The sequence below is a fragment of the Ensifer sp. R-19 genome (assembly GCF_049905105.1).
In the GTDB taxonomy this organism is placed as follows: domain Bacteria; phylum Pseudomonadota; class Alphaproteobacteria; order Rhizobiales; family Rhizobiaceae; genus Ensifer.
Genome location: NZ_CP184569.1, coordinates 3,944,125 through 3,965,049 on the forward strand (window position 1 = coordinate 3,944,125; position 20,925 = coordinate 3,965,049).

A 20,925-nucleotide genomic window follows, 5' to 3' on the forward strand; every position below is an offset into this window, starting at 1 on the left:
CCTATGCCAAACGAACGATGTGCTGATCCCAGGCGACCCGGCTTTGGCGCTCCTTGAAGTGGCCGTCATAGGACGAAACGGCAAAACCGTGGTCGGCGGTGGCGACCCCTGCTGCATCGACGACGCGCTCTTCCTTCAAAACAGCGCCGGTGCGGGCATCGAGCGTCACGGCCACGTTGCCCTTCGGCGAGGTCAGGCCAACAAGCCCTTCGTGCCGGTTGACGGCGATCGCGCCGACATAGTTCGCCAGCGCTTCCGTCGTGCGTTCGGGCAGCGACAGGAATTTCAGGTCTTCGCCCTTGGAGAAGGATCCGACCAGCGGCGGCAGATCGTTGCGCGCGCCTTCGTACTGGCAGGCAAACCAGATCTCGCCCTTTGGGCCGATATCGACGTGCCGCGTCGAAAGACGACTGAGTTCAGCAGGCAGACCGTGCCTCTGTACGAGCGCACCGGTTTTCGTGTCCACCAGCGTCAGGCTCGGCTCCATATGGTCGAGATTGAGCTTGGTGCGGCCGAAGTCGGGATGGGTTTCGATGCCGCCATTGGCGATCGCGAGCAGGCGTCCGTCGGCAGCGAGCGTCATGTCGTGCGCACCGATGCCGTAGGTCGGGAATTCGCCGATGCGGGTGAAGTTGTCGGTGCCGTCATAGATGCCGACCATGCCGCGATTGCCGGCAAAGTCGTTCTCGGTGGCATAGAGCAGCTTGCCATCCGCCGAGAAACAGCCGTGACCGTAAAAGTGCCGGCCCTCTGCTGCAGCGATGACCACTGGTTCCGCCGAGCCGTCGGTCGAAAGGATCATCGCATAGGTGCCGGGCCGGCGGGCGAAGGCGACCGCCCGATGGCTGACGGGCGAATAGGCCATGCCATGCGCTCGCGCCGGAAGCGTCGTACGTTCGATGATCTCGCCGGCTTCCGTCAGCGTTGCAACGCCATAGCTTCCATCCGGCGCCATGAATGCCGAGGCGAAGACGGCATCGGCTCTGCCAAGGGCGAAAGCCCGGTCGGGTGCGAGGCTTGCTACCCAGGCCGCGCCCGCCATTTTCAGGAAACTGCGCCGGTCGATCAGACCCGTGGCGACTGTCATGCCATCCTCGCTCGTCGTGGAAATCTGCAGCCCTGAACGGAGGTGCCGCTCAGGGCTGCGATATAGCAGGTTGCGGGGTCAGAGCCAGCCCCGGCGCTTGAAGTAGAAATAGGGCACGATCGCCGACATCACCATCAGCATCAGTGCCGCAGGATAGCCGAACTCCCACTGCAGCTCCGGCATCACGCCGAAGTTCATGCCGTAGATCGAGGCGACCAGCGTCGGCGGCAGGAAGACGACGGCGGCGACCGAGAAGATCTTGATGATCTGGTTCTGCTCGAGATTGATGAGGCCGAGCGTCGCGTCGAGCAGGAAGTTGATCTTGTTCGACAGGAACAGCGCGTGGTCGCCAAGCGAAGTTGCATCCCGCTGGATCAGCTTGATCCGCTGCCGGCTTTCCTTGCCTGCTTTACGTGGCCCCATGCCCTCGAGCGCCACATGATAGGCAACGAGCCGACCGATGCTGACGAGGCTTTCGCGGATGACCGTCAGGAGGTCGCCCTTCTGGCCGATCTGCTCGATCAGCGACTGCAGGTCGCGCGTCTTCTTGGTGGCGCTGGCATTCGTCCTGCGGAACACTTCGCGCGAAATCGCGTCGACCTCGCTGCCGGCGCGCTCCAGCGCGTCCGCCGTGCGATCGATGATCGCTTCCAGCAGGCCGAGCATCACCAGTTCGCCGCTTTCGCAGATCTGGCCGTTCGCCTTCTGGATGCGGTTGGAAAAGGTCTGAAACGGCTTGGGGTCGGCATGGCGTACCGTGACCAGCGTCGTCCCCTTGAGGATGAAGGTCACCGGCACCTTGACCGGATAGTCGCTGTCAAGCTTGGCGGTCGCCGTCATCGTCATGAACTCGGCACCGTTCTCCTGGTAGAGGCGGTCGGAAAGCTCGATTTCCTGCATCTCGTCACGGGTCGGGATCTCGATGCCGAGTTGGCCCTCGACGAGGCGCGTTTCCTCGACGGACGGATTGAAGAGGTCGAACCAGATCGCGGGCGTCGGCGAGGCGATGCCGTCAAGCATGTCGACGAGCACGAGGTGGCTGTTCTGGCTTTTGTAGATGCGCAGCATATTGGGCTCCATAGGGCGAGTCATCCGACCGCCACGGAGCCCTGATCAAATCAGGACCGGACGGCCGTGAGCGTGAAGGCTCGACTTCGACTGTCGGGGTTCATTGTGAGTTGGTCCTTGTGGTGAAACGTGCCCGCGAGAGCGGACACGGGAAGCGCTTTGCGCCTAAAAGCCTTGATTGTCAACACTCTGAGTTTGAGCGGGATGCGGGTGGAAAACCGCGCAATCTTTCCTCATCCCGCTCTAGTCACCGTCGGCGAAGGAGAAGCCGGCGCCAAGCCCGATCGCGCCGCCGAAATCCTTGTTCAGGCGGTTGAGGAGGTCGTTGGTGTTGAGCGACAGGAAGGCGAGCTTGGCGCGCTTGTCGTCGTCAGTGAGCGCGGCATCGATCGGTCCATCGATGTTGCCGGCCATGCTGATCACCGACTTGAAGACGAAGTCGGCCGAACCCGCCACGGAGCGGCTGTCTTCCGGCAGCAGGCTTTGCATGTCGGCGACATCGAACAGCGTCTTGAGCCCGCGCACGTTGCCGGCGATCGAGGCCATGGTGTTGCCGGAGCGCCAGTAGATCGCAAGCTTCGGATGCCCCTTGTCGTCCTTGCCTTCGTAGAACGGCTTCAGCCGCTGGTCCTTCACCGTCTCGACGCCATGGACGAGAATGCCGAGCAGTTCGGTGGCCGCTTCGCGGCTGTCGCGGAATTCGGGATTGTCGGGGCCCGGGTGTTTCCAGGCGGCCTGGATGCCGTCAGGCTTCTGCCAGGCGGCCAGAAACTCGTTGGCGATCGTGTCGAGGTTCCCAGTGATCGCCAGGCCATAGCGGCAGCGGAAGTCACCCTCCTTGCCCGAAAGCGCCTCGGCGCCGGTGCCATAGAGAACATATTCGAGGGCGCCCAGCCCTTGCGCCGCGACGCTCTTGCCCTTGAGCTTGGCTTCGTCCGTTGCGCTTTCGTCCGCCTTCGAAAGGATCGCCTGCACCTGCTTGAGCCCGGTGCTCTTGCGATCGGGGTAGAAGAGGAAGCGTTCGAAGCGGTTCTGTTCGAGAGCCGGACCAAGCCTCACGACCTCGATCGCCGACCAGGCGCCGACCAGGTCGGAGAAAGCACTCTGCGCGTTCTTGAGTGCCGGCTGCGACGGCGCCTCGCAGAGCTTCGCGGTCGCTTGCCTTGCAGCGGCGGTCTTTTCCGACAGGTTGCGGTAGCCGGGAATGATGAAGTCGTCGACGGCCTTGGCCATGACGGCGGGCACGGCGGCCTCGTTGACGACACGCGGCGAGAGCGCGCTCCCCTCCTGAGCCATTGTGGGCAATGCGGTCGTCAGCGCCAGGGAGAGTGCGAGGGTGAGCGTATGCGTAGAGAGCATCAGAGTGACTCCAGGAAGGCAAGGAGATCGCGGCGATCGCTTGCGGCAAGGGCGGCGAAAGCATCGCGGGCCTTCTGCCCTTCGCCGCCATGCCAGAGGATCGCTTCGGTGAAATTGCGGGCGCGTCCGTCGTGCAGCAGGAAAGTGTGCCCGCTGACGGTCTTCGTCAAGCCGATGCCCCAAAGCGGTGGCGTGCGCCACTCGCGACCGGTGGCGACGCCCACCTGCTGCCCGTCCGCGAGACCTTCGCCCATGTCGTGCAGCAGGAAATCGGAATAGGGCCAGATGAGCTGGAAGGACTGCGCCTTGTTTGTTGCATCCCGGCGGGTGACGAATTTCGGCGTGTGGCAGCTCGTGCAGCCGAGGTCGTAGAAGACCTTCTTGCCACGAAGTGTTTCGGCAAAGCTCGCCTTGCGTCGCGCCGGCACGGCGAGGTTCTCCGAATAGAAGGTCACGAGGTTAAGCACCGGATCGGGCGCTTCGGTCGGACCAAGCCGTTCCTGCACACCGGTCGCCATGGTGAGGCATTTCGCTTGGGCGGCTGTGCAGTCGCCATGCGGCCGGTCGGCGTCGGGGGCGGAGATGCCGATATCGGTGGCAAAGGCATCGGCGCTCTGCTGCCGCACGGTGGCATTCTGCGCCTTCCAGCCGAAACGTCCGATGGTCAGCCTGCCGGACTTCGCGTCACGTCTGAGCGCCGGGCGGCCGCTGATCCCGTCGCCGTCGGCGTCGTCAGGATCGGCAAGCGCGAGGATGTCCGCCTCATGGATCGCCTCGATGAGGCCGAGCCCGATCATCGGCTGGGCCACGCGCGGCGAAAGGGTCGTCTGTGGATCGAGTGGTCCGTAGGCAAGGTCGGCCACCGAGTAGCGCGGCCGGCGCAGCGAAACGGTCTCGCCGTCGGGGAAGGTGAACGGCTCCTCGGTATAGCTGACCTTCAGATGGCCTTCGGCAGCAAGGCCCGGCACAGCGCTGTCCTGAAGCTGGGCGCCATAGACCGGATCGGGGAAATTCACGGCCTGATGTGCCTCGATCGACCGGTGCTCTTTGTCGTCGCGCGGTGGGCGCGCCAGACGGAAGAACATCGAGGTCGTGTCGACGGCGCCTTCGGGCGGTCGGCCGCGCCCGTCCTTCAGGTGACAGCTCTGGCAGGCGCGCGCGTTGTAGAGCGGGCCAAGCCCGTCGGAGGCCTGGGTCGAGGAGGGCGAGGAGACCCAGAGCTTGCGGAATAGTGCATTGCCGAGCTTGAAGCCTTCCTCTTCCTGGAAGGTGAGATTGGCCGAAAACTGCGAGAAGCTGTCGGCATTGACGGGCGCGATCGAGGTCGCAGCACCACCGGACATGGCCTCGAAGCTTTCCGCCTTGGAGAAGTCATCGGTCGGCCGTGTGACTGTCTGGACGCGCTGGCGGTCCTTGATGTCGAGGTCGCTGCGTTCGATCGGAAGGCCGTCGCCGGCAAGGGCGGGCAAGGCGAGAAAGAGCGCCTGCGCAAAAAGAAGCGCGAAAAGGCGAGGAGCGCCAGTTTTCATCAGTAGAGGATCGGGCCGCACCGGTTTCGATGCGGCCCGCCTTTTCAGCTTATTGGAAGACGGCGTTAGGATTGTCCAGGCTGTCGGAACCTTCAAGCTCGATCGTGCCGAGATCCAGCGACGCAATGACGCGCTGAACGGTCTTTGCCTGGGCGATCAGGCCGTCGATCGCCGCCTGCACGGTGGCGTTGCCCTCGGCATTGCCTTCGCCGATCATCTGGTCGTAGGCCTCGGTGGTCTCCGCGCGCTTGGCCATCGCCTGCATCTTCTCGACCGTGGTCGAAAGATTGCCGGTCATTTCCTTGTCGAGCGCTGCGTCCTTGGCGGCAACGAGTTCCGAAAGCGACGGGCCGGTCATCTTGGTGCCGTCGACGCGGGTGTACTCGCCCGTATAGGCCGACTGGATGCCGATCGCGTCGTGCAGGTGCGAGTTGTGCGTGTTGTCGGAGAAGCAATCATGCTCTTCTTCCGGATCGTGCAGCAGCAGGCCGAGCTTCATGCGCTCGCCGGCAAGTTCGCCATAGGAGAGTGAACCCATGCCGGTGAGGATGGCGACGAGGCCAGCCTTCGGGTCGGCCTCGATGGCCTTGCTTGCGGCACCGTCCGGTGTCCAGTTGGCGACCATTTCCTTGAGGTCGGAAACCAGGAGCTCGGTCGCGGCCTTCAGATAGGCGGCGCGGCGGTCGCAATTGCCACCGGTGCAGGCCTTGGTGTCGTAGTCGGTATAGGGGCGGTTTCCGGCGCCAGCCTTGGTGCCGTTCAGGTCCTGGCCCCAGAGCAGGAATTCTATCGCGTGGTAGCCGGTGGCGACGTTCGCCTCGATGCCGCCGGCTTCCTGCAGCGTGCCCGCCAGGAATTCCGGCGTGATGTTGCTGGCATCGACGTCCTTGCCGTCGATCTTGATCGTCTTGTTGGCGATGACGTTGGCGGTGAACAGCGCGTTCTCGTCGCTTTCGCTGCCGTAGCTCGGGTCGACATAGTCGATCAGGCCTTCGTCCAGCGGCCAGGCGTTGACCTTGCCTTCCCACTCGTCGACGATCGCGTTGCCGAAGCGGTAGACTTCGGTTTCCTGGTAGGGGTTGCGGGCCTTCCGCCAGGCGTCGCGCGCGGCCTTCAGCGTTTCTTCGCTCGGCGTCGCGATCAGCGCGTCGACCGCCTTGTCGAGTGCCTCGGCCGTCGTCAGCGCATCTTCGAATTTGGCATGGGCGACAGCGGTGTAATGCTTCACCACGGCGGCGGCATCGGTTGCGGCGTGGGCCGGCTGCAGGGCCAACGCCGACGTCGCCGTCATGAACGCCAGCGCGGCGCCGCGGATGAATTTCTTGGTCATGACCCTCTCCTGTTGCTTCCTTCGGCGCAGCCGAGCGAGTGCGCAAACGCGGCATCGTTCAGGCGTCGGGCCATGAGAAAAGGCCCCGGCCGGGCCTGCCTCTCATGAACCAAAAGCAAACTTGTGTCAAAGTGTATAGTTTAGAACGTTTTCAATCTCATGCGCGTGTTCTGACCATTGTCAAAAGGCGTCAGCCCTTGCGTTGCATCAGGCAGAAGAAGAAGCCGTCCGTGCCGGTCGAGGCGGGCGTCAGCGTCACCGTCTTCATGTCGGCCGACCAGGGTTGCGGCTTGTCGGTGCCGAAGAGCGTCGCCCAGATATCGGCTGCCGACAGGATCTCGAATTCCGGATTGTCTTCGCAGAAGCCGTAGACCTGGGCCTCGTTTTCCTCAGGCAGTACCGAGCAGGTGACATAGATGAGGTGGCCGCCCGGGCGGACGAACTGGGCAGCGCTCGCCAGCGCTTCCTCCTGCTGGGAGATGCGCTCTTCAAGATTCTTCTGGTTGAGCCGCCACTTCGTGTCCGGCCGCCGACGCCAGGTGCCGGTGCCGGTGCAGGGCGCATCGACCAGCACGCGATCGAAGCGGCCGGCAAGCGGCGCGAGGCTGTCGGTGGATTCGTGCACCTGAACATTGCGGGTGCCCGCGCGCTTTAGCCGCTCGATGATCGGCGCGAGACGTTTGCGGTCGGTGTCGTAGGCGTGCACCTGGCCCTTGTTGTTCATCGCCGCCGACATGGCGAGCGTCTTGCCGCCACCGCCGGCGCAATAGTCGAGCACCTGTTCGCCTTCCTGCGGAAAGGCGAGGTCGGCGACGATCTGCGAGCCCTCGTCCTGGACTTCGAACCAGCCCTTCTGAAAGGAGAGTTCCGCCGTCACGTTCGGCAGGCGCGAGGCGCCTTCGCCGGCCGGAATGCGAATGCCGTTGCGGGCGATCGTCGCCGGTTCGGCGCCGCTTCGCTCCAGCGCTTTCAGCACCTTGGCGCGCGAGGCCTTCAGCGTGTTGGCGCGCAGGTCGAGCGTCGGCCGGCCGGCGAGGGCCTTCGCTTCATCGAGCCAGTCGTCGGAGAAGTTTTCCTCGAAGGAGGCCTGGACCCATTCGGGAATGTCGCCCTGGATGTGGGCTGCGGCGTCTTCGAGGCGGCGCGTGGCGAAGGCTTGCGCCATCTCGGCTGACGGCATCTCAGGCGCAAATTTGTCGCCGTCGAGTTCGGCAGCGAGCGCTTCCGGGGTGAAGCCCCATTGCCGGTACATCACGGCATGGCCGAGCGCCGACGCGCTGTCGCTGTCCATCAGGAAGGCGTGCGAGAGTTTCATGCGAAGGGCGTCGTAGACGATGTTGCCGATCGCCGAGCGATCGCCGGATCCGGCGAAGCGATGGGAGAGGCCCCAATCCTTGAGCGCGTCGGCGACCGGGCGCTTCCGCTTTTCGATATCCTCAAGAACCTCAATGGCTCCAGCGAGCCTGCCGCCCAAACGCATCTTCGATCAACTCCTTTTTCGCCGTGGTAACGGCGATGGCATCGAAGAGCAAGACGGCGGAGAAGATTAACCGCCGAGAACGGTCTTTCTCAAGTAAACCCACCCGACGATCCGTCGGATGGCAGTATTTCAAAAATCAGGAATTGATGACGCGATAACAGATGCTGGCGTGGCCGGAGCGGATCATGCCGATCTGCGAGGCTGCAGCCTTGGAAAGGTCGATCACGCGGCCACGAATGAATGGCCCGCGGTCGTTGATCCGAACGATCACGCTCTTGCCGTTGCGCTTGTTGGTGACCTGAACCTTGGTTCCGAACTTCAGGCTGCGGTGGGCGGCGGTCAGGCGGGCGGCATTCATGCGCTCGCCGGAGGCGGTCTTGGAGCTCAGCGCGTACCAGGACGCGCCGCCGCAGCCGGCGCCGGCTGCATGGCTATCGGAAACGGAAACGAGACCGATAGCGGTCGTGAACAGCGCTGCAGCGGCAGCAGCCTTGATCTTCGCTGGCGTCAACTGGCGATCCCCTCGGTCAAATGGTTGAATAAAATCTTCTGGGAACCGCTAATTGGGGCGAAAAATGGCGAAAACGTGCTTCAACCATTTACGATCTATTAGGATTTATTAAAAAATGACGAAAATTCAAAAACGAAGATTGTTTGAAATAGTTTAAATGGAGCCAGGAAGTTCTTTGGAATCAGCGGTTGAACGCTCACAGCCTTCCGCACGCAGGCGCAACTCAGTGGTAAACGAAAAATTTCATTAAAAATTTCGAATTGGACGAAATTTCCGGAATCCGGATGGTCGAAAACTCGTTACTAGCGCGCAGGTTGTATTCAATTCGTCAAGTATCGAATGAATATCCAGAGAAAGTCACAATTCTGGCGGCGCTGCCGCCGCCATTACTGATGGACTGACTATCGGCTTTCTATAAGCATTTCGGGTTATGTTATTGATTGAGCGCCGAGTTGCGTTTCAGGCGTTGCGCCATGTGCCGGATTGCCAGAGCTGCGCAAGCGAAACGCGATAATCCGGATACGCGAACTCGAAACCGGTGGCGCGCATGCGGGCGTTCGATACCCGCTTGTTCTCGCCATAGAAGGAGCGGGCCATCGGTGACAGCTCCGCCTGCTCGAAGGGAATTTCCGGCGGCGGTTCGACGCCCATCAGCCGCGCGGCCTCAAGCACCACGTCCTGTGGTGGCGCCGGCTCGTTGTCGGTGATGTTGAAGACGCCGCTCGTGCCGTTGTTGGCGAGGAACAGGGTGGCCGCGCCGATATCTTCGACCCGGATGCGGTTGAACACCTGCCCAGGCTTGATCAGGCGCCGGGCCGTGCCGTTTGCGAGATTGCAGAAGGCGTTGCGTCCGGGGCCGTAGATGCCGGCAAGCCTCAACACGGCAACCGGAATGCTCTGCTTCGCGCCGAAGGCGATCCAGGCATCCTCCGCCTCCACCCGCTCGACCGAGCGGGCCGAGACCGGTTTGCGCAGCATGTCCTCGGTGACCCATTCGCCGCCGTGGTCGCCATAGACGCCGACGGTCGAGAGATAACCGATCCACTTGAGGTTCGGCGCCAGTTGCGCGAGATCCGGGCTGGAAGGGCGAAACATTGGATCGCCGTCGCGGCCGGGCGCGATCGACTGGATCAGGTGCGTCGCCTGGCCAAGCGCAGCAGCGAGTTCGCCGGAGACCGTTTCGCCGTCGAAGAGGATCGGGCGGATGCCGGCCTTTTCAAGCTTCGTTGCCTTCTCCTCGGTGCGGGTGGTGCCGACAACGCTTGTCGCGGTCGGGGCCATGGTCCGCGCGATTGCCATACCGGAGTAACCGGCGCCAAGGATCAGGACTTGCATCGGCTCACTCCCGCCATTTGCCATTCGTTGAGGACGTCTTCGTCGGTCTCTGGCTCGCATTGTTCGGCAAATTCCGCAAGCGCCGCCGGCGCGACCAATCGTGACAGCGCCCAGACCGCCATCGCCCGCACCACGGGCGAGGTATCGCCGATGCGCGCCCTGACCGCAGGCACGAGCGCCTGGTCGCCGGAGTTTCCGGCGGCGATCAGCACGTTGCGCACGAAACGGTCGCGGCCGATGCGCTTGACCGGCGAGCCCGAGAACAGGCTGCGGAAGGCCGGGTCGTCGAGGCCGAGCAAAGCTTCCAGCGATGGCGCCTTCAGGTCTTCGCGCGCCTTCAGCTTCATTTCGGAGGCTGCCTGCGCGAACTTGTTCCAGGGGCAGGCGGCGAGACAGTCGTCGCAGCCATAGATGCGGTTGCCCATCAACGGGCGCAGCTCCGGGTCGATTGGACCCTTGTGCTCGATGGTCAGGTAGGAAATGCAGCGCCGCGCGTCGATCTGATAGGGCGCAGGAAAAGCGCCGGTCGGGCAGGCATCGAGGCAGGCGCGGCAGGAGCCGCAATGGTCGCGCTCCGGCTCGTCGATGACGAGGTCCGCCGTGGTGAACAGGCTGCCGAGAAACAGCCAGGAGCCGAATTCGCGACTGACGAGATTGGTGTGCTTGCCCTGCCAGCCGAGGCCGGCCTTCTCCGAGAGTGGTTTCTCCATCACCGGGGCGGTGTCGACAAAGACCTTGACGTCCTCGCCGGCGCGCGCGGCGAAGCGGGTCGCGACTTCCTTGAGCTTGCCCTTGATGATGTCATGATAGTCGCGGTTCTGGGCATAGACCGAGATCGCGCCGCGATCGGTCTTTTCGAGAATCCCGCGCGGATCGTCTTCCGGCCCGTAATTCATCGCGAACATCACCACCGAGCGCACGTCGCTCCAGAGCGTGCGCGGATCGGAGCGTCGCTCGGCAGTCTCGGCCAGCCAGTCCATCGTGCCGTGGAAGCCGTCGTCGAGGAAGTCCTGGAGCCGAGCCGGCGCCTCGGGAATGGCGTCCGGGCGGGTGATGCGACAGAGATCGAAGCCCTTGTCTGCCGCCTCGGCTTTCAGGAATTCGGTCAGCTTCAGCCGCCGTCGATCCCCATTGTCAGCCTTGGCAGCGATGCCGGGCACGGATTCATCCTCAGAAGTCGAGGTCCGCATAGTGCGGAACCGGAGTCACGCCGCGCACACGCTCGGCAAGCAGCGGGCGGAAGGAGGGGCGGGACTTCAGCCGCTGGTACCACTCCTTGGCGGTCGGGGCATCCGACCAGTCGATCTCGCCGAGATAGTCGAGCACGGACACCGTCGCGGCCGCGGCGAGATCCGCATAGGAGATGCGGTCGCCGGCAAGCCAGGTGCGCGAACCGGCGAGCCAGGAGAGATACTTCATATGCTGGCGGATATTGGCGCGCGAGGTGCGCAGGACCTTGCTGTCGGGCGCGCCGCCGCCCTGGTCCGGTGTCATTTGCAGCTTGAAGATCCGCTCGCGCACCAGCGGCCGCGTCACGTCCGCTTCCATCTTGTGCAGGAACCACTCGACCAGGCGGCGGATTTCCGCCCGCTGGAACGGGTCCTCGGCCAGAAGCCGGCGATCCCGCTTCATGATTCCGTTCGTTTCGTCGAGATATTCCGAGATGATCGTGGCGCCACAGAGCGCTCTCATACTGTCGTCAACATAGACCGGTAGCGTCCCGGCCGGGTTCAAGGCCAGGAAGTCGCGCCGGTTCTCCCAGGGCTGTTCCTCGGACAATTCCGTCTGATAGCCATATTCCGAGAGGATAAGGCGAACGAACCGTGAAGCGGAGGACATGGGGTGATGATACAGTGTCGGCATCGATGATCTGGCTTCTCAGAGTCTTTTTGCTGGGGGCGTCAGCGTGGCGGCGCAAGCGTCTGGCCACGGCTCCTGTGATAGAGCTATAGAAATTTGTGGTGGCAAACACAAGCGAATCAGCCTTTTCCTCCCACTCCAAAACTTGTCAGGAAAATCTCATATATGGCGGATCAATCGATCATCAGCGCGCTCGTCCTCGGGCTCATCGAGGGCTTGACGGAGTTTATCCCTGTTTCGTCGACGGCGCACGTCCTCCTTGCCGGCCACTTCCTCGGCTTCAGGTCGCCGGGCAACACCTTCGCCGTCCTGATCCAGCTCGGCGCCATTCTGGCGATCCTGCTCGTCTATTTCCAGAAGCTTCTGTCGATCGCGCTGGCGCTGCCGACGAGCATCAAGGCGCGCCGCTTCGTCCTGTCCGTTCTGATCGCCTTCCTGCCGGCGGCCGTCATCGGCGCCATCGCCCATGATTTCATCAAGACGGTGCTGTTCGAAACGCCGATGCTCATCTGTGTCGTGCTGATCATCGGCGGCTTCATCCTCTACGCGATCGACCATCTGCCGCTGAAGCCGCGCTACACTGACGTCATGGACTATCCGCCGTCGCTGGCGCTGAAGATCGGCCTGTTCCAGTGCCTGGCGATGATCCCCGGCACCTCGCGGTCGGGCGCAACGATCGCCGGCGCCTTGCTGATGGGGACCGACAAGCGCTCGGCCGCGGAGTTCTCGTTCTTCCTGGCGATGCCGACCATGCTCGGCGCCTTCACGCTCGACCTCTACAAGAACCGCGACGCACTCTCCTTCGACGATTTCACCCTGATCGCCGTCGGCTTCATCGCGGCGTTCGTCGCCGGCATCTTCGTCGTGCGTTCGCTGCTCGATTTCGTCTCGCGGCGCGGTTTCACGCCCTTCGCCATCTGGCGCATCGTCGTCGGCACGGCCGGCCTGATCGGCCTCTGGTTGCTCGGCTGATCTCGGGATCAACGATCTCAAATGAAAAAGGCGCGTTCTGGACGCGCCTTTTTCTTTGACCTCAGTCTTCTTCGAACTCGGATAAGGCCTCAAAAACAAAGCCGCGTGCGTCTCAAGGTGAAACGCACGCGGCCACTGGCCCCCGCCAATAACTCTAACTATGCCCTTCCAAAGCAATTCCAGGAAAAGCGCGAAGCCGCTTTCCGTCCGGAAACGCCTGATCTAAAGGGCGCCGGCCTTAGTTGCCGGAAAGATCGATCGATGCCGTCGTGCACGGATCGACGCCATAGGCCGGCGCGCAACCCTTGCCGCTGCTCGCGACCGTGTTCGGCGCGATGAATGAGCCAGCCAGAATGATCAGTGCCGCACACGCAAAAAAGATTGCGATCGACTTGCCCATGGACGCTATGCCTTTCGAGATTGCTGCTGCCGCCCGCCGTCATGCCTTGCGATCGGGGCGCGAGGCGGTGTTTAGTCGCTGGATATGACATGATCAATATCAGGACATGTTGAATTTGCGGTAAATGCCATTCGCTTTCTTAACTGCGGCAGAACTGCAACGCTGTTGCCTGGATACCACAGCAAACGGCCGCCCGTGGGTACCGGCGGCCGTTCAAAATAAGATGGGCTTTGCGGCGATCAGGCGCCGCGGCCGCTGCGCGTGTACTGGCCCTGCGGGCGATAGCGCACCAGATAGGTCGGCAGGATCGACTCCAACATGGTCGGATCGATGCCAATGCCGGCGAACGTACGTCCCTCGGAAACCGCCTTTGCCGAGACGACATTGTCGGATTTCAGCAACACCACCTGGTCGGGGGTGAGCGGCGGCGTGATGAAGGGGACCATCGACGCGATGCTGCCGATGAAGGATGCGACGCCGAAGGGCAGCGAGACGAGCGTGCGCTTGCGGTCGATCGTGTTCAGCATGATCTCGAGACAGTCGCGGAAGCTTAAGACATCCGGGCCGCCGAGTTCGTAGATCTTGCCCTTGGTGATCTTGCCGTCGACGGCGCGCGCCACGGCCTCGGCGACATCGGTCACGTAGACGGGCTGGAACTTGGTGTGGCCGCCGCCGATCAGCGGCAGGACCGGCGAGAAGCGGGCCATGTCGGCGAACTTGTTGAAGAAGCCGTCCTCGGGACCGAAGACGATCGACGGACGCAGGATGATCGCGTCAGGCTTCGTTTCCAGGATCGCCGCCTCGGCGCGGCCCTTGCTGCGGGCGTATTGCGACGGCGAGGAAGCGTCCGCGCCGATCGCCGAAATGTGCGTCAGCGTGGCGCCGACGCTACGTGCCGCTTCCGCCACCGCGCGCGCGCCGAAATCCTGGACGGCGTCAAACGTGTTGCGGCCTTTTTCAAACAGCACGCCGACGCAGTTGATGACGTGGTCGGAGCCTTCGACGGCGCGATCGACGGATTTCCGGTAGCGCAGGTTCGCCTGGACGAAGGAGATCTGGCCGACATTGCCGAGCGGTTGCAGGTGACCGGCAAGGTCGGGCCGGCGAACGGCGACGCGAATGCGGTAGCCGCGCTTGGCGAGTGCGCGCACGACATGACGGCCGACGAACCCGGATCCGCCGAAAATCGTCACCAGCGGCGGAAGGTTGGACAAGGTCATGGGAAACGCACTCCTGATCGCAGAGGAAAGAATTGATTGCTACATAGCCCAACAGCCGCGAGAGGTGAAGGCCAATCCACGCGGCTTGTCGGGTCTGTCGGAAGATGGGGATGCCAGGTCGTCAGACGCCTTCGACGACGACCATCTCCGCGTCGGCGACTTCCTGGCGGATCGCGGCGGCAATCTGGTATTCGGGCGAGTTGTAACAGTCGACCGCTGCCTGCAGCGACGGAAATTCGATGACGACGTTGCGCGCGCGGACGCCGCCCTCAAGGCGATGATGTTCGCCGCCGCGCGCAAGAAAATTCGCGCCGTATTTCTCGAAGGCCGGCTTTGCTGCCGTCACATAATCCTTGTAGCGCTCGGGGTCGCGGACATCGACCCGTGCGATCCAGTATCCCTTGGCCATAGTGAGCTCCTCGTCTTACACCGCTGAAGGCTGACGGGAGACTTACTTCCGGCAAATTTTGATCGAGGTCAAGCGGATCGCGATGGGTTCCTGGCGCCGCCCGCATCAGCGGGCAAGCGCGCCGTTCATTTCCGCGAGAATGGCGCGGGCGGCCGCAAGCGGCTCGGCGGCTGCGACGATTGGGCGCGCGACGACGAGGTGGCTGGATCCGGCCTTCAAGGCTTCGGCCGGCGTCATCACCCGCTTCTGGTCGCCCCTGTCGGCGCCGGCAGGGCGGATACCCGGCGTCACCAGCGCCATGTTCGGTCCGATGATCTTGCGGACCGCTGCGGATTCTTCCGCCGAGCAGACGATGCCGCCCATGCCGGCGATGCGTGCCTGTTCGGCCCGACGCAGCACCAGCGTGTGCGGATCGTATTCGTAACCGGCATCGATCACGTCCTGCTCGTCCATCGAGGTGAGCACGGTGACGCCGAGCAGGCAGAGATCGGACCCTCTAGCGGCTTCGACGGCCGCCTTCATCGCCTTCGGATAGGCGTGCAGGGTCAACATCGACATGCCCATCTTGACGATGTTCTCGACACCCTTGGCAACCGTGTTGTCGATATCGAGCAGCTTCATGTCGAGGAAGACGTTCTTGCCGCTGGCGGCAAGGTCGCGCGCGAATTCGAGCCCGCCGGCAAAGACCAGCTGATAGCCGATCTTGTAGAAGGAGACGTCGTTCCCGAGCGTCGACACGATCCTCTCGGCATCGGCGATCGTCGGAAGGTCGAGGCCTACGATCAATCTGTCGCGCGCGGTTTCGGTCATCGTCTAGATCCCCTGCCAGTTTTCCATCGGGGTCCAGTCGCATGCGACGGCGCGATCCGCAAGGCGGAAAGCGAAGACGTTGCCGCCGCCACCGCCCTTCTGGTCGGAACTGCGGGCAATCGGCGCGCCGAGCAGCCGGCACTTCAAAAGGGTGCCGACGCCGCCATGGCCGACGAAGGCGATTGGGATCCTGGGGTCGTGCCCATCGAGGACACGGAACACTGCGTCCGAGATCCGCGTCTGGGCGTCGATCGCGCGCTCCCAGCCCTTAAAGCTTTCCGCCGGATGGGCGAAGAACCAGTCGGCCGCCGTCTCGAATTCCGGCGGCGGCAGGAAACCGGTGGCGGAGCGATCGTTCTCGCCCATGTCGTGGTGAATTTCGACCGTCAGGCCGGCGGCATCGGCAAGCAGCTGGGCCGTCTCGATCGCCTTGGTTTCGTCGCTCGAGACGATCCTCCCGAGCGAACGCACCCACGGCAATGCCGCCGTCAGGGCCGCACGATCGCGGCCAACAGCGGAAAGTCCCCATTGCGGGACGGGCACGTCCGGGTCGATCTGGACCTGCGGATGGGTGACGTAGACGCCGAACATTCCGTCAGTGCGCCCGACGATAGACCCAAAGCTGTGCCGGCGGGATGTTGCGCACGACGAAGTCGAGATGCTGGATGCTGTAGCGGTCCGGCATGGCGACGACCGGCGACAAAGGTCCGTACGAAATCTGCACGACCGGCCGGCCGGCCGGAATGCGCGAGAGCAGATCGTCGATCAGTTCGACGCGCCGATGCATCGGGAAGTTCAAGAGCGGCACCGCCGAGACGACGCTGTCAAAGGTCTGACCCTTCAGCTCGCCGAGCGTATGTTCCAGATCGAAAGCATCGCCATTGACGAAATTGACGCCGGCGAAGTTGGCCCTGAGCTGGTTATAGAAGTCGGTGGAATATTCGACCGAGACCAGGCTCGATGCGGGCAGGCCGCGCTCCAGAATTGCCTTTGTGATGACACCCGTGCCCGGGCCCAGCTCAAGAACCGGCAGGCCCGAAGCGGGATTGATGACGCTCGCCATTCGGCGCGCGGTTATGGAAGAGGTCGGCAGGATTGCGCCGACAGCCTTGGCATTGCTCATCCATCCCTTGAAAAAGCGAATTTCCTCATCGAACTTCCGTCCGAGCCGTTCCTTCACCTTCACGCGCAAATTCATTGAACCCCTCAAAACCGTCGTCCTCTCCTCATACGGGCCGCCCGCTGTGATCCCGGCTCGCTGATTCGAGCCGATCCGGGCGGCGGCAATCATAATGTGTCCCCATCTGCGGCAAAAACAAGTCTGTCTGCGCCTGAAAGCGTCGCCTTATCAACAGCCGCCGGATGGATCGATCAACAAAAAACCCGTCACGAGCGGGCGTGACGGGTTGGTATTTCGCGCCGCGTCAGGCCCGGTTACACGCGCATCGGCATCAGCACGTAAAGCGCATCCTCGGCAGCAAGATCGCGAACGAGCGTCGGCGAGCCCGGATCGGCCAGCATGAAAATCGCATCGGTGCCGGTCAGCTGCGAGGTGATGTCGAGCAGATACTTGGCGTTGAAGCCGATTTCGAGCGGGTCGTGGTCGTAGCCGACGGGCAGTTCTTCGGTAGCACTGCCTGAATCCGGATTGTTGACCGTCAGCGTCATCTGGCCTTCGTTCAGCGCCAGCTTGACGGCGCGGCCGCGCTCCGACGAGATCGTAGAAACGCGGTCGACGGCCTGGGCGAAGGACTGGCAATCGACGCGCAGTTCCTTGTCGTTGTTGGCCGGGATCACGCGCTGGTAATCCGGGAAGGTGCCGTCGATCAGCTTCGAGGTCATGACGATCGAACCCATCGTCAGTCGGATCTTGGCGTCCGAGACTTCGACGGTGACGACGAGGTCCGGGTTGTCGAGCAGCTTCTGCAGTTCGCTGACGGTCTTGCGCGGGATGATGATGCCCGGCATGCCTTCGGAGCCGGACGGCGCTTCAACGTCGGCGCGGGCGAGGCGGTGACCGTCCGTGGCGACGGCGCGCAGCTTCAGTCCGCCTTTGCTCTCGACGGTGTGCACGAAAATGCCGTTGAGATAGTAACGGGTTTCCTCGGTCGAGATCGCAAACTGGGTGCGATCGATCAACATCTTGAGGTCGGTCGCCTTGAGGCGGAAGGAGTGCGAGAAGCTGCCGGCGGTGAGATCCGGGAAGTCGGACTGCGGCAGGCACTGCAGCGAGAATTTCGAACGGCCCGAGGCAACGGTCATCGCCGTGCCCTCGGCATTGGTGGCGAGCAACACTTCCGAACCGTCAGGCAGCTTGCGCACGATGTCGTACAGCAGATGCGCCGGCACCGTGGTCGCGCCCGACTGTTCCACCTGCGCCGGTGTCGCCTCGGTGATTTCGAGGTCGAGGTCGGTCGCCTTCATTTCGAGGCTCGCACCGTCGGAACGCAAGAGCACGTTCGAGAGGATCGGGATCGTGTTTCGCCGCTCGACCACGCGGTGCACGTGGTTCAGCGATTTCAGGAGGTTGGACCGCTCGAGAGTAATGCGCATGGGATGCCGCTTTCAACCATTGCCCGGCAGACGAGGCGTCCGCCTGAGCGTCAACTGCGAGTGTCCCGGCCGACCGACCGGAAATATGTGGACCGGCAAAATGGCAGAAACAGCGCCCGGAACGCAAGGGGTTTAAGGGCTTCTGTCCCCAGATGCAGCGCGCTGGACCATTGCCTTGCCCTTGCCCTGCCCTGCCGGCTCACTCATAAAGACCGGACCGGCGCATCGGTGAGCACGATCAGGACGTTACAGGTGGAAAAGCAGAAGACATCGGAAGCATCGGGCGGGCAGAGAGAGCGTAGCTATCGCCTGCACAATGTCAGCGTTCCGGCCCGGCCCCTCGATGCGGCGCTCTATCTGGTGGCGACCCCGATCGGCAATCTCGGCGACATTACGCTGCGCGCACTGGAAACGCTTGCCGGCGCCGATGTGCTCGCCTGCGAGGACACGAGGGTTACGCGCGTGCTGCTCGACCGCTATGGCATCGTGAACCGGCCCTACGCCTATCACGAGCACAATGCCGACGAAGCCGGCCCCCGGCTGCTTGCAGCACTCGCCGAAGGGCGATCGGTGGCGCTCGTCTCCGACGCCGGAACGCCGCTGGTTTCCGACCCGGGCTACCGGCTGGGGCAGCTTGCGATCGAAGCCGGTCATCGCGTCGTGCCGATCCCGGGCGCCTCGGCGCCGCTTGCAGCGCTCGTCGGCTCCGGCCTGCCGAACGATGCCTTCCTCTTTGCCGGTTTCCTGCCGACCAAGGACAAGGCGAAACGCGATCGCCTCAGGGAATTCGCGGCCGTGCCGGCGACAATCATGTTCTTTGAATCGCCGCACCGGATTGCTGCGACAGTGGCGGCCGCAGCCGAAGTGCTGGGCGAGGGTAGGCGGGCTGCCGTCTGCCGCGAGCTCACCAAGACCTTCGAGGAGTTCCGCCGCGGCACGCTCGGCGAGCTTGCCGCCCATTATGGAGAAGCTGGCGCCGTCAAAGGCGAGATCGTGCTCGTCATCGGGCCGCCGGATGCCGCACCCGAGCCGGAAGCGGCCGATGTCGACGCCCTGCTGCTGAGCCTTGTCGCCGACATGCCGGCCGGCAAGGCGGCGACCGAAGCCGCCCGCCAGACGGGCGTGCCGCGCAAGGAGCTCTATGACCGGCTGCTGCAGCTGAAGGAGCGCCATGACGGCTGACGGCAGCGACCGGCGGAAGCTGAAAGCGCTGAGGCGGGGGCAACTCGCCGAATACCGCGCGGCGCTCTGCCTGCTGCTGAAGGGCTACCGCATCGTCGCCATGCGCCATCGCACCAAGCTCGGCGAGATCGACATCATCGCCCGGCGCGGCGATCTCATTGCCTGCGTCGAGGTCAAGGCGCGCCGCTCGGCCGAGGACGGCGTATTCGCGGTGACGGCCACGGCGCAAAAACGCATTCGCGCTGCGAGCGATCTCTGGCTGGCCAGGCAACCGGACTTCAACAGGCTTTCCGTGCGCTACGACATCGTCACGGTGACCCCTTGGGGCTGGCCGCGGCATCTACCGGATGCCTTCTGAACCGGCGCGGGATGAGGGAAAATGATTGCGTTGTTCCGCCCGCATCCCGTCTTGGAACAAAATCGCGAATTTGTAATCGTTCCGACATAAAAGCGTTACGGGCCTGTCATTGAACGTCACTAGTCCAAGCCATCCGCAACCCGGTGGAGAGGGACTAAGTCATGTTCAAGAAGTTTTCATTCGCAGCCCTTAGCTTCGCTTTTTCCGCGACGTCATCATTTGCCGCGACCAATATCACCTGGTGGCACGGCATGGCCGGCCGCAACGGCGAAGTCATCAATGAAGTTTCCAAGAAGTTCAACGAAGCCCAGAGCGCCTGCGCACTGACCCCGGTTTCCAAGGGCACCTACGAGGAAGCGCTCGCTTCCGGCATTGCCGCTTTCCGCTCGGGCGAACAGCCGAACATCCTGCAGGTCTTTGACGCTGGCGCTGCTACGATCATCAACGCCAAGGGCGCGGTCATTCCGGCCGAAGACCTGATCATCAAGGCTGGCCACAACTTCGACCGCAACGCCTTCATTGACGGCGTGCGCTACTTTTACGCCGACAGCGAGGGCAAGTTCGTCGGCATGCCGTTCAATTCCTCCGCGCCGATCATGTACATCAACGACGAGGCCCTGAAGAAGGCCGGCGTCGAAGCGCCGAAGACCTGGGAAGAGTTTGAAGCGGTTGCCCCGAAGCTGAAGGAAGCCGGCTACATCCCGCTCGTCCAGTCGCAGCTCACCTGGCAGTTCACGGAGAACTTCTTCTCCCGCAACAACATCCAGTTCGCCACCAACAACAACGGCTATGACGCCGTCGTCGACACGCAGCTGAAGGTCACCGACCCGAACCTCATCATGATGTTCGACAAGCTCAAGGCCTGGAAGGACGAAGGCTACTTCGCTTTCTACGGCGCCGGCTGGAACGACAACCAGAAGGTCTTCGAAGAAGGCAAGGCTGCGTTCTGGATCGGTTCGTCGGGCTCCTTCGGCGGCCTGCAGAAGACGGCGCAGATGCCGTTCTCGGCAACCTTCCTGCCCTATTGGGGCTCGATCAAGGGTGCCGGCACCAATTCTTTCATCGGCGGCGCGGCACTGTTTGCCATGTCCGGCAAGTCGGATGAAGAGAACAACTGCGTTGCCGACTTCTTCCAGTTCCTGACCTCGCCGGAAATCCAGTACTTCTACCACAAGGCCACCGGTTACGTTGCCATCACCAAGGCAGCCTACGAGCTCGCCCAGAAGGACGGCTACTACAAGGAAAAGCCGGTTGCTGAAGTCGGCATCAAGCAGCTGCTGCTGCCGGCCGGTGACTGGTCGAAGGGCTACCGCCTCGGCTTCTACCCGCAGATCCGCGAAATCATGGAACGCGAATACGGCCGCATCTTCTCGGGCGAAACGACCGTCAAGGACGCTTTCGACACGATCGAAAAGGAAGGCAACGAGCTGCTCGCTCGCTTCGCCAAGACGGCCGGCTGATC

Annotated in this window: 21 protein-coding genes; 4 read left to right on the forward strand and 17 right to left on the reverse strand. The window is 63.0% G+C overall.

All coding sequences use genetic code 11. From position 1 onward, the window contains the following. Window position 1: 1 nt before the first annotated feature. From ACN9MO_RS19055 to ACN9MO_RS19100, 10 genes are all read right to left on the reverse strand, one after another. A complete protein-coding gene (locus tag ACN9MO_RS19055) occupies window positions 2–1,087 on the reverse strand; it encodes a DUF1513 domain-containing protein (protein ID WP_113131995.1) in 1,086 nt (361 codons plus the stop codon). 78 nt (window positions 1,088–1,165) lie between these two features. Then, a complete protein-coding gene (locus tag ACN9MO_RS19060; protein WP_113132140.1) occupies window positions 1,166–2,155 on the reverse strand; it encodes a magnesium transporter CorA family protein in 990 nt (329 codons plus the stop codon). A 243-nt stretch (window positions 2,156–2,398) separates the two neighbouring features. Further along, the gene (locus ACN9MO_RS19065) at window positions 2,399–3,517 is read right to left on the reverse strand and encodes an imelysin family protein (protein ID WP_425987129.1); all 1,119 of its coding nucleotides are present in this window, start codon (window positions 3,515–3,517) and stop codon (window positions 2,399–2,401) included. After that, window positions 3,514–5,046, reverse strand: coding sequence for a di-heme oxidoredictase family protein (locus ACN9MO_RS19070; protein WP_425987130.1), 1,533 nt, complete (start codon window positions 5,044–5,046; stop codon window positions 3,514–3,516). The genes ACN9MO_RS19065 and ACN9MO_RS19070 overlap by 4 nt, the downstream gene beginning before the upstream one ends. Before the next feature lie 46 nt (window positions 5,047–5,092). Beyond that, complete coding sequence (locus ACN9MO_RS19075) at window positions 5,093–6,373, reverse strand: imelysin family protein (protein ID WP_110877855.1); 1,281 nt, start codon at window positions 6,371–6,373, stop codon at window positions 5,093–5,095. 190 nt (window positions 6,374–6,563) lie between these two features. Continuing rightward, window positions 6,564–7,853, reverse strand: a complete 1,290-nt coding sequence (locus ACN9MO_RS19080; RefSeq protein ID WP_057247918.1) for an RsmB/NOP family class I SAM-dependent RNA methyltransferase — start codon at window positions 7,851–7,853, stop codon at window positions 6,564–6,566. A 136-nt stretch (window positions 7,854–7,989) separates the two neighbouring features. Further along, window positions 7,990–8,364: a septal ring lytic transglycosylase RlpA family protein gene (locus ACN9MO_RS19085; protein WP_057247919.1), complete on the reverse strand. Its 375-nt coding sequence runs from the start codon at window positions 8,362–8,364 to the stop codon at window positions 7,990–7,992. Window positions 8,365–8,823: 459 nt separating this feature from the next. Next, complete coding sequence (locus tag ACN9MO_RS19090) at window positions 8,824–9,699, reverse strand: SDR family oxidoreductase (RefSeq protein WP_057247920.1); 876 nt, start codon at window positions 9,697–9,699, stop codon at window positions 8,824–8,826. Beyond that, window positions 9,687–10,889: a tRNA epoxyqueuosine(34) reductase QueG gene (gene queG / locus ACN9MO_RS19095; RefSeq protein WP_057247921.1), complete on the reverse strand. Its 1,203-nt coding sequence runs from the start codon at window positions 10,887–10,889 to the stop codon at window positions 9,687–9,689. Before queG ends, ACN9MO_RS19090 begins: the two co-directional genes overlap by 13 nt. Then, window positions 10,870–11,562: a glutathione S-transferase family protein gene (locus ACN9MO_RS19100; RefSeq protein WP_057247922.1), complete on the reverse strand. Its 693-nt coding sequence runs from the start codon at window positions 11,560–11,562 to the stop codon at window positions 10,870–10,872. The genes queG and ACN9MO_RS19100 overlap by 20 nt, the downstream gene beginning before the upstream one ends. Before the next feature lie 162 nt (window positions 11,563–11,724). Here ACN9MO_RS19100 and ACN9MO_RS19105 point away from each other — a divergent pair, with 162 nt between their 5' ends. Next, entirely contained in the window at window positions 11,725–12,531 is an 807-nt protein-coding gene (locus ACN9MO_RS19105; protein ID WP_113131999.1) for an undecaprenyl-diphosphate phosphatase, read from the forward strand. A gap of 238 nt (window positions 12,532–12,769) precedes the next feature. Here ACN9MO_RS19105 and ACN9MO_RS19110 read toward each other — a convergent pair whose 3' ends face one another. The 7 genes from ACN9MO_RS19110 to dnaN all read right to left on the reverse strand — a co-directional run bounded on the left by ACN9MO_RS19110 (window position 12,770) and on the right by dnaN (window position 17,923). Next, window positions 12,770–12,931 (reverse strand): hypothetical protein, encoded by a 162-nt coding sequence (locus ACN9MO_RS19110; protein ID WP_113132000.1) that lies wholly within the window; start codon window positions 12,929–12,931, stop codon window positions 12,770–12,772. Between the two features lie 239 nt (window positions 12,932–13,170). Further along, the gene (locus tag ACN9MO_RS19115) at window positions 13,171–14,151 is read right to left on the reverse strand and encodes a complex I NDUFA9 subunit family protein (protein WP_113132001.1); all 981 of its coding nucleotides are present in this window, start codon (window positions 14,149–14,151) and stop codon (window positions 13,171–13,173) included. Window positions 14,152–14,272: 121 nt separating this feature from the next. Next, window positions 14,273–14,560 (reverse strand): DUF1330 domain-containing protein, encoded by a 288-nt coding sequence (locus ACN9MO_RS19120; RefSeq protein ID WP_057247925.1) that lies wholly within the window; start codon window positions 14,558–14,560, stop codon window positions 14,273–14,275. A 105-nt stretch (window positions 14,561–14,665) separates the two neighbouring features. Then, a complete protein-coding gene (pyrF, locus tag ACN9MO_RS19125; RefSeq protein WP_113132002.1) occupies window positions 14,666–15,370 on the reverse strand; it encodes an orotidine-5'-phosphate decarboxylase in 705 nt (234 codons plus the stop codon). A gap of 3 nt (window positions 15,371–15,373) precedes the next feature. Beyond that, window positions 15,374–15,961 (reverse strand): histidine phosphatase family protein, encoded by a 588-nt coding sequence (locus ACN9MO_RS19130; protein WP_113132003.1) that lies wholly within the window; start codon window positions 15,959–15,961, stop codon window positions 15,374–15,376. A gap of 4 nt (window positions 15,962–15,965) precedes the next feature. Next, entirely contained in the window at window positions 15,966–16,568 is a 603-nt protein-coding gene (gene pmtA, locus ACN9MO_RS19135; RefSeq protein ID WP_082615696.1) for a phospholipid N-methyltransferase PmtA, read from the reverse strand. A 236-nt stretch (window positions 16,569–16,804) separates the two neighbouring features. After that, window positions 16,805–17,923: a DNA polymerase III subunit beta gene (dnaN, locus tag ACN9MO_RS19140; RefSeq protein WP_113132004.1), complete on the reverse strand. Its 1,119-nt coding sequence runs from the start codon at window positions 17,921–17,923 to the stop codon at window positions 16,805–16,807. Window positions 17,924–18,175: 252 nt separating this feature from the next. Between dnaN and rsmI the strand changes: the two genes are divergently transcribed. The 3 genes from rsmI to ACN9MO_RS19155 all read left to right on the forward strand — a co-directional run bounded on the left by rsmI (window position 18,176) and on the right by ACN9MO_RS19155 (window position 20,923). Further along, window positions 18,176–19,105 carry a 16S rRNA (cytidine(1402)-2'-O)-methyltransferase gene (gene rsmI, locus ACN9MO_RS19145; RefSeq protein ID WP_110877859.1) on the forward strand — a complete coding sequence of 310 codons (930 nt, stop codon included), beginning with the start codon at window positions 18,176–18,178 and terminating at the stop codon, window positions 19,103–19,105. Further along, complete coding sequence (locus tag ACN9MO_RS19150) at window positions 19,095–19,463, forward strand: YraN family protein (RefSeq protein WP_113132005.1); 369 nt, start codon at window positions 19,095–19,097, stop codon at window positions 19,461–19,463. The genes rsmI and ACN9MO_RS19150 overlap by 11 nt, the downstream gene beginning before the upstream one ends. A gap of 161 nt (window positions 19,464–19,624) precedes the next feature. Continuing rightward, window positions 19,625–20,923, forward strand: coding sequence for an extracellular solute-binding protein (locus tag ACN9MO_RS19155; protein WP_057247931.1), 1,299 nt, complete (start codon window positions 19,625–19,627; stop codon window positions 20,921–20,923). Window positions 20,924–20,925: the final 2 nt, after the last annotated feature.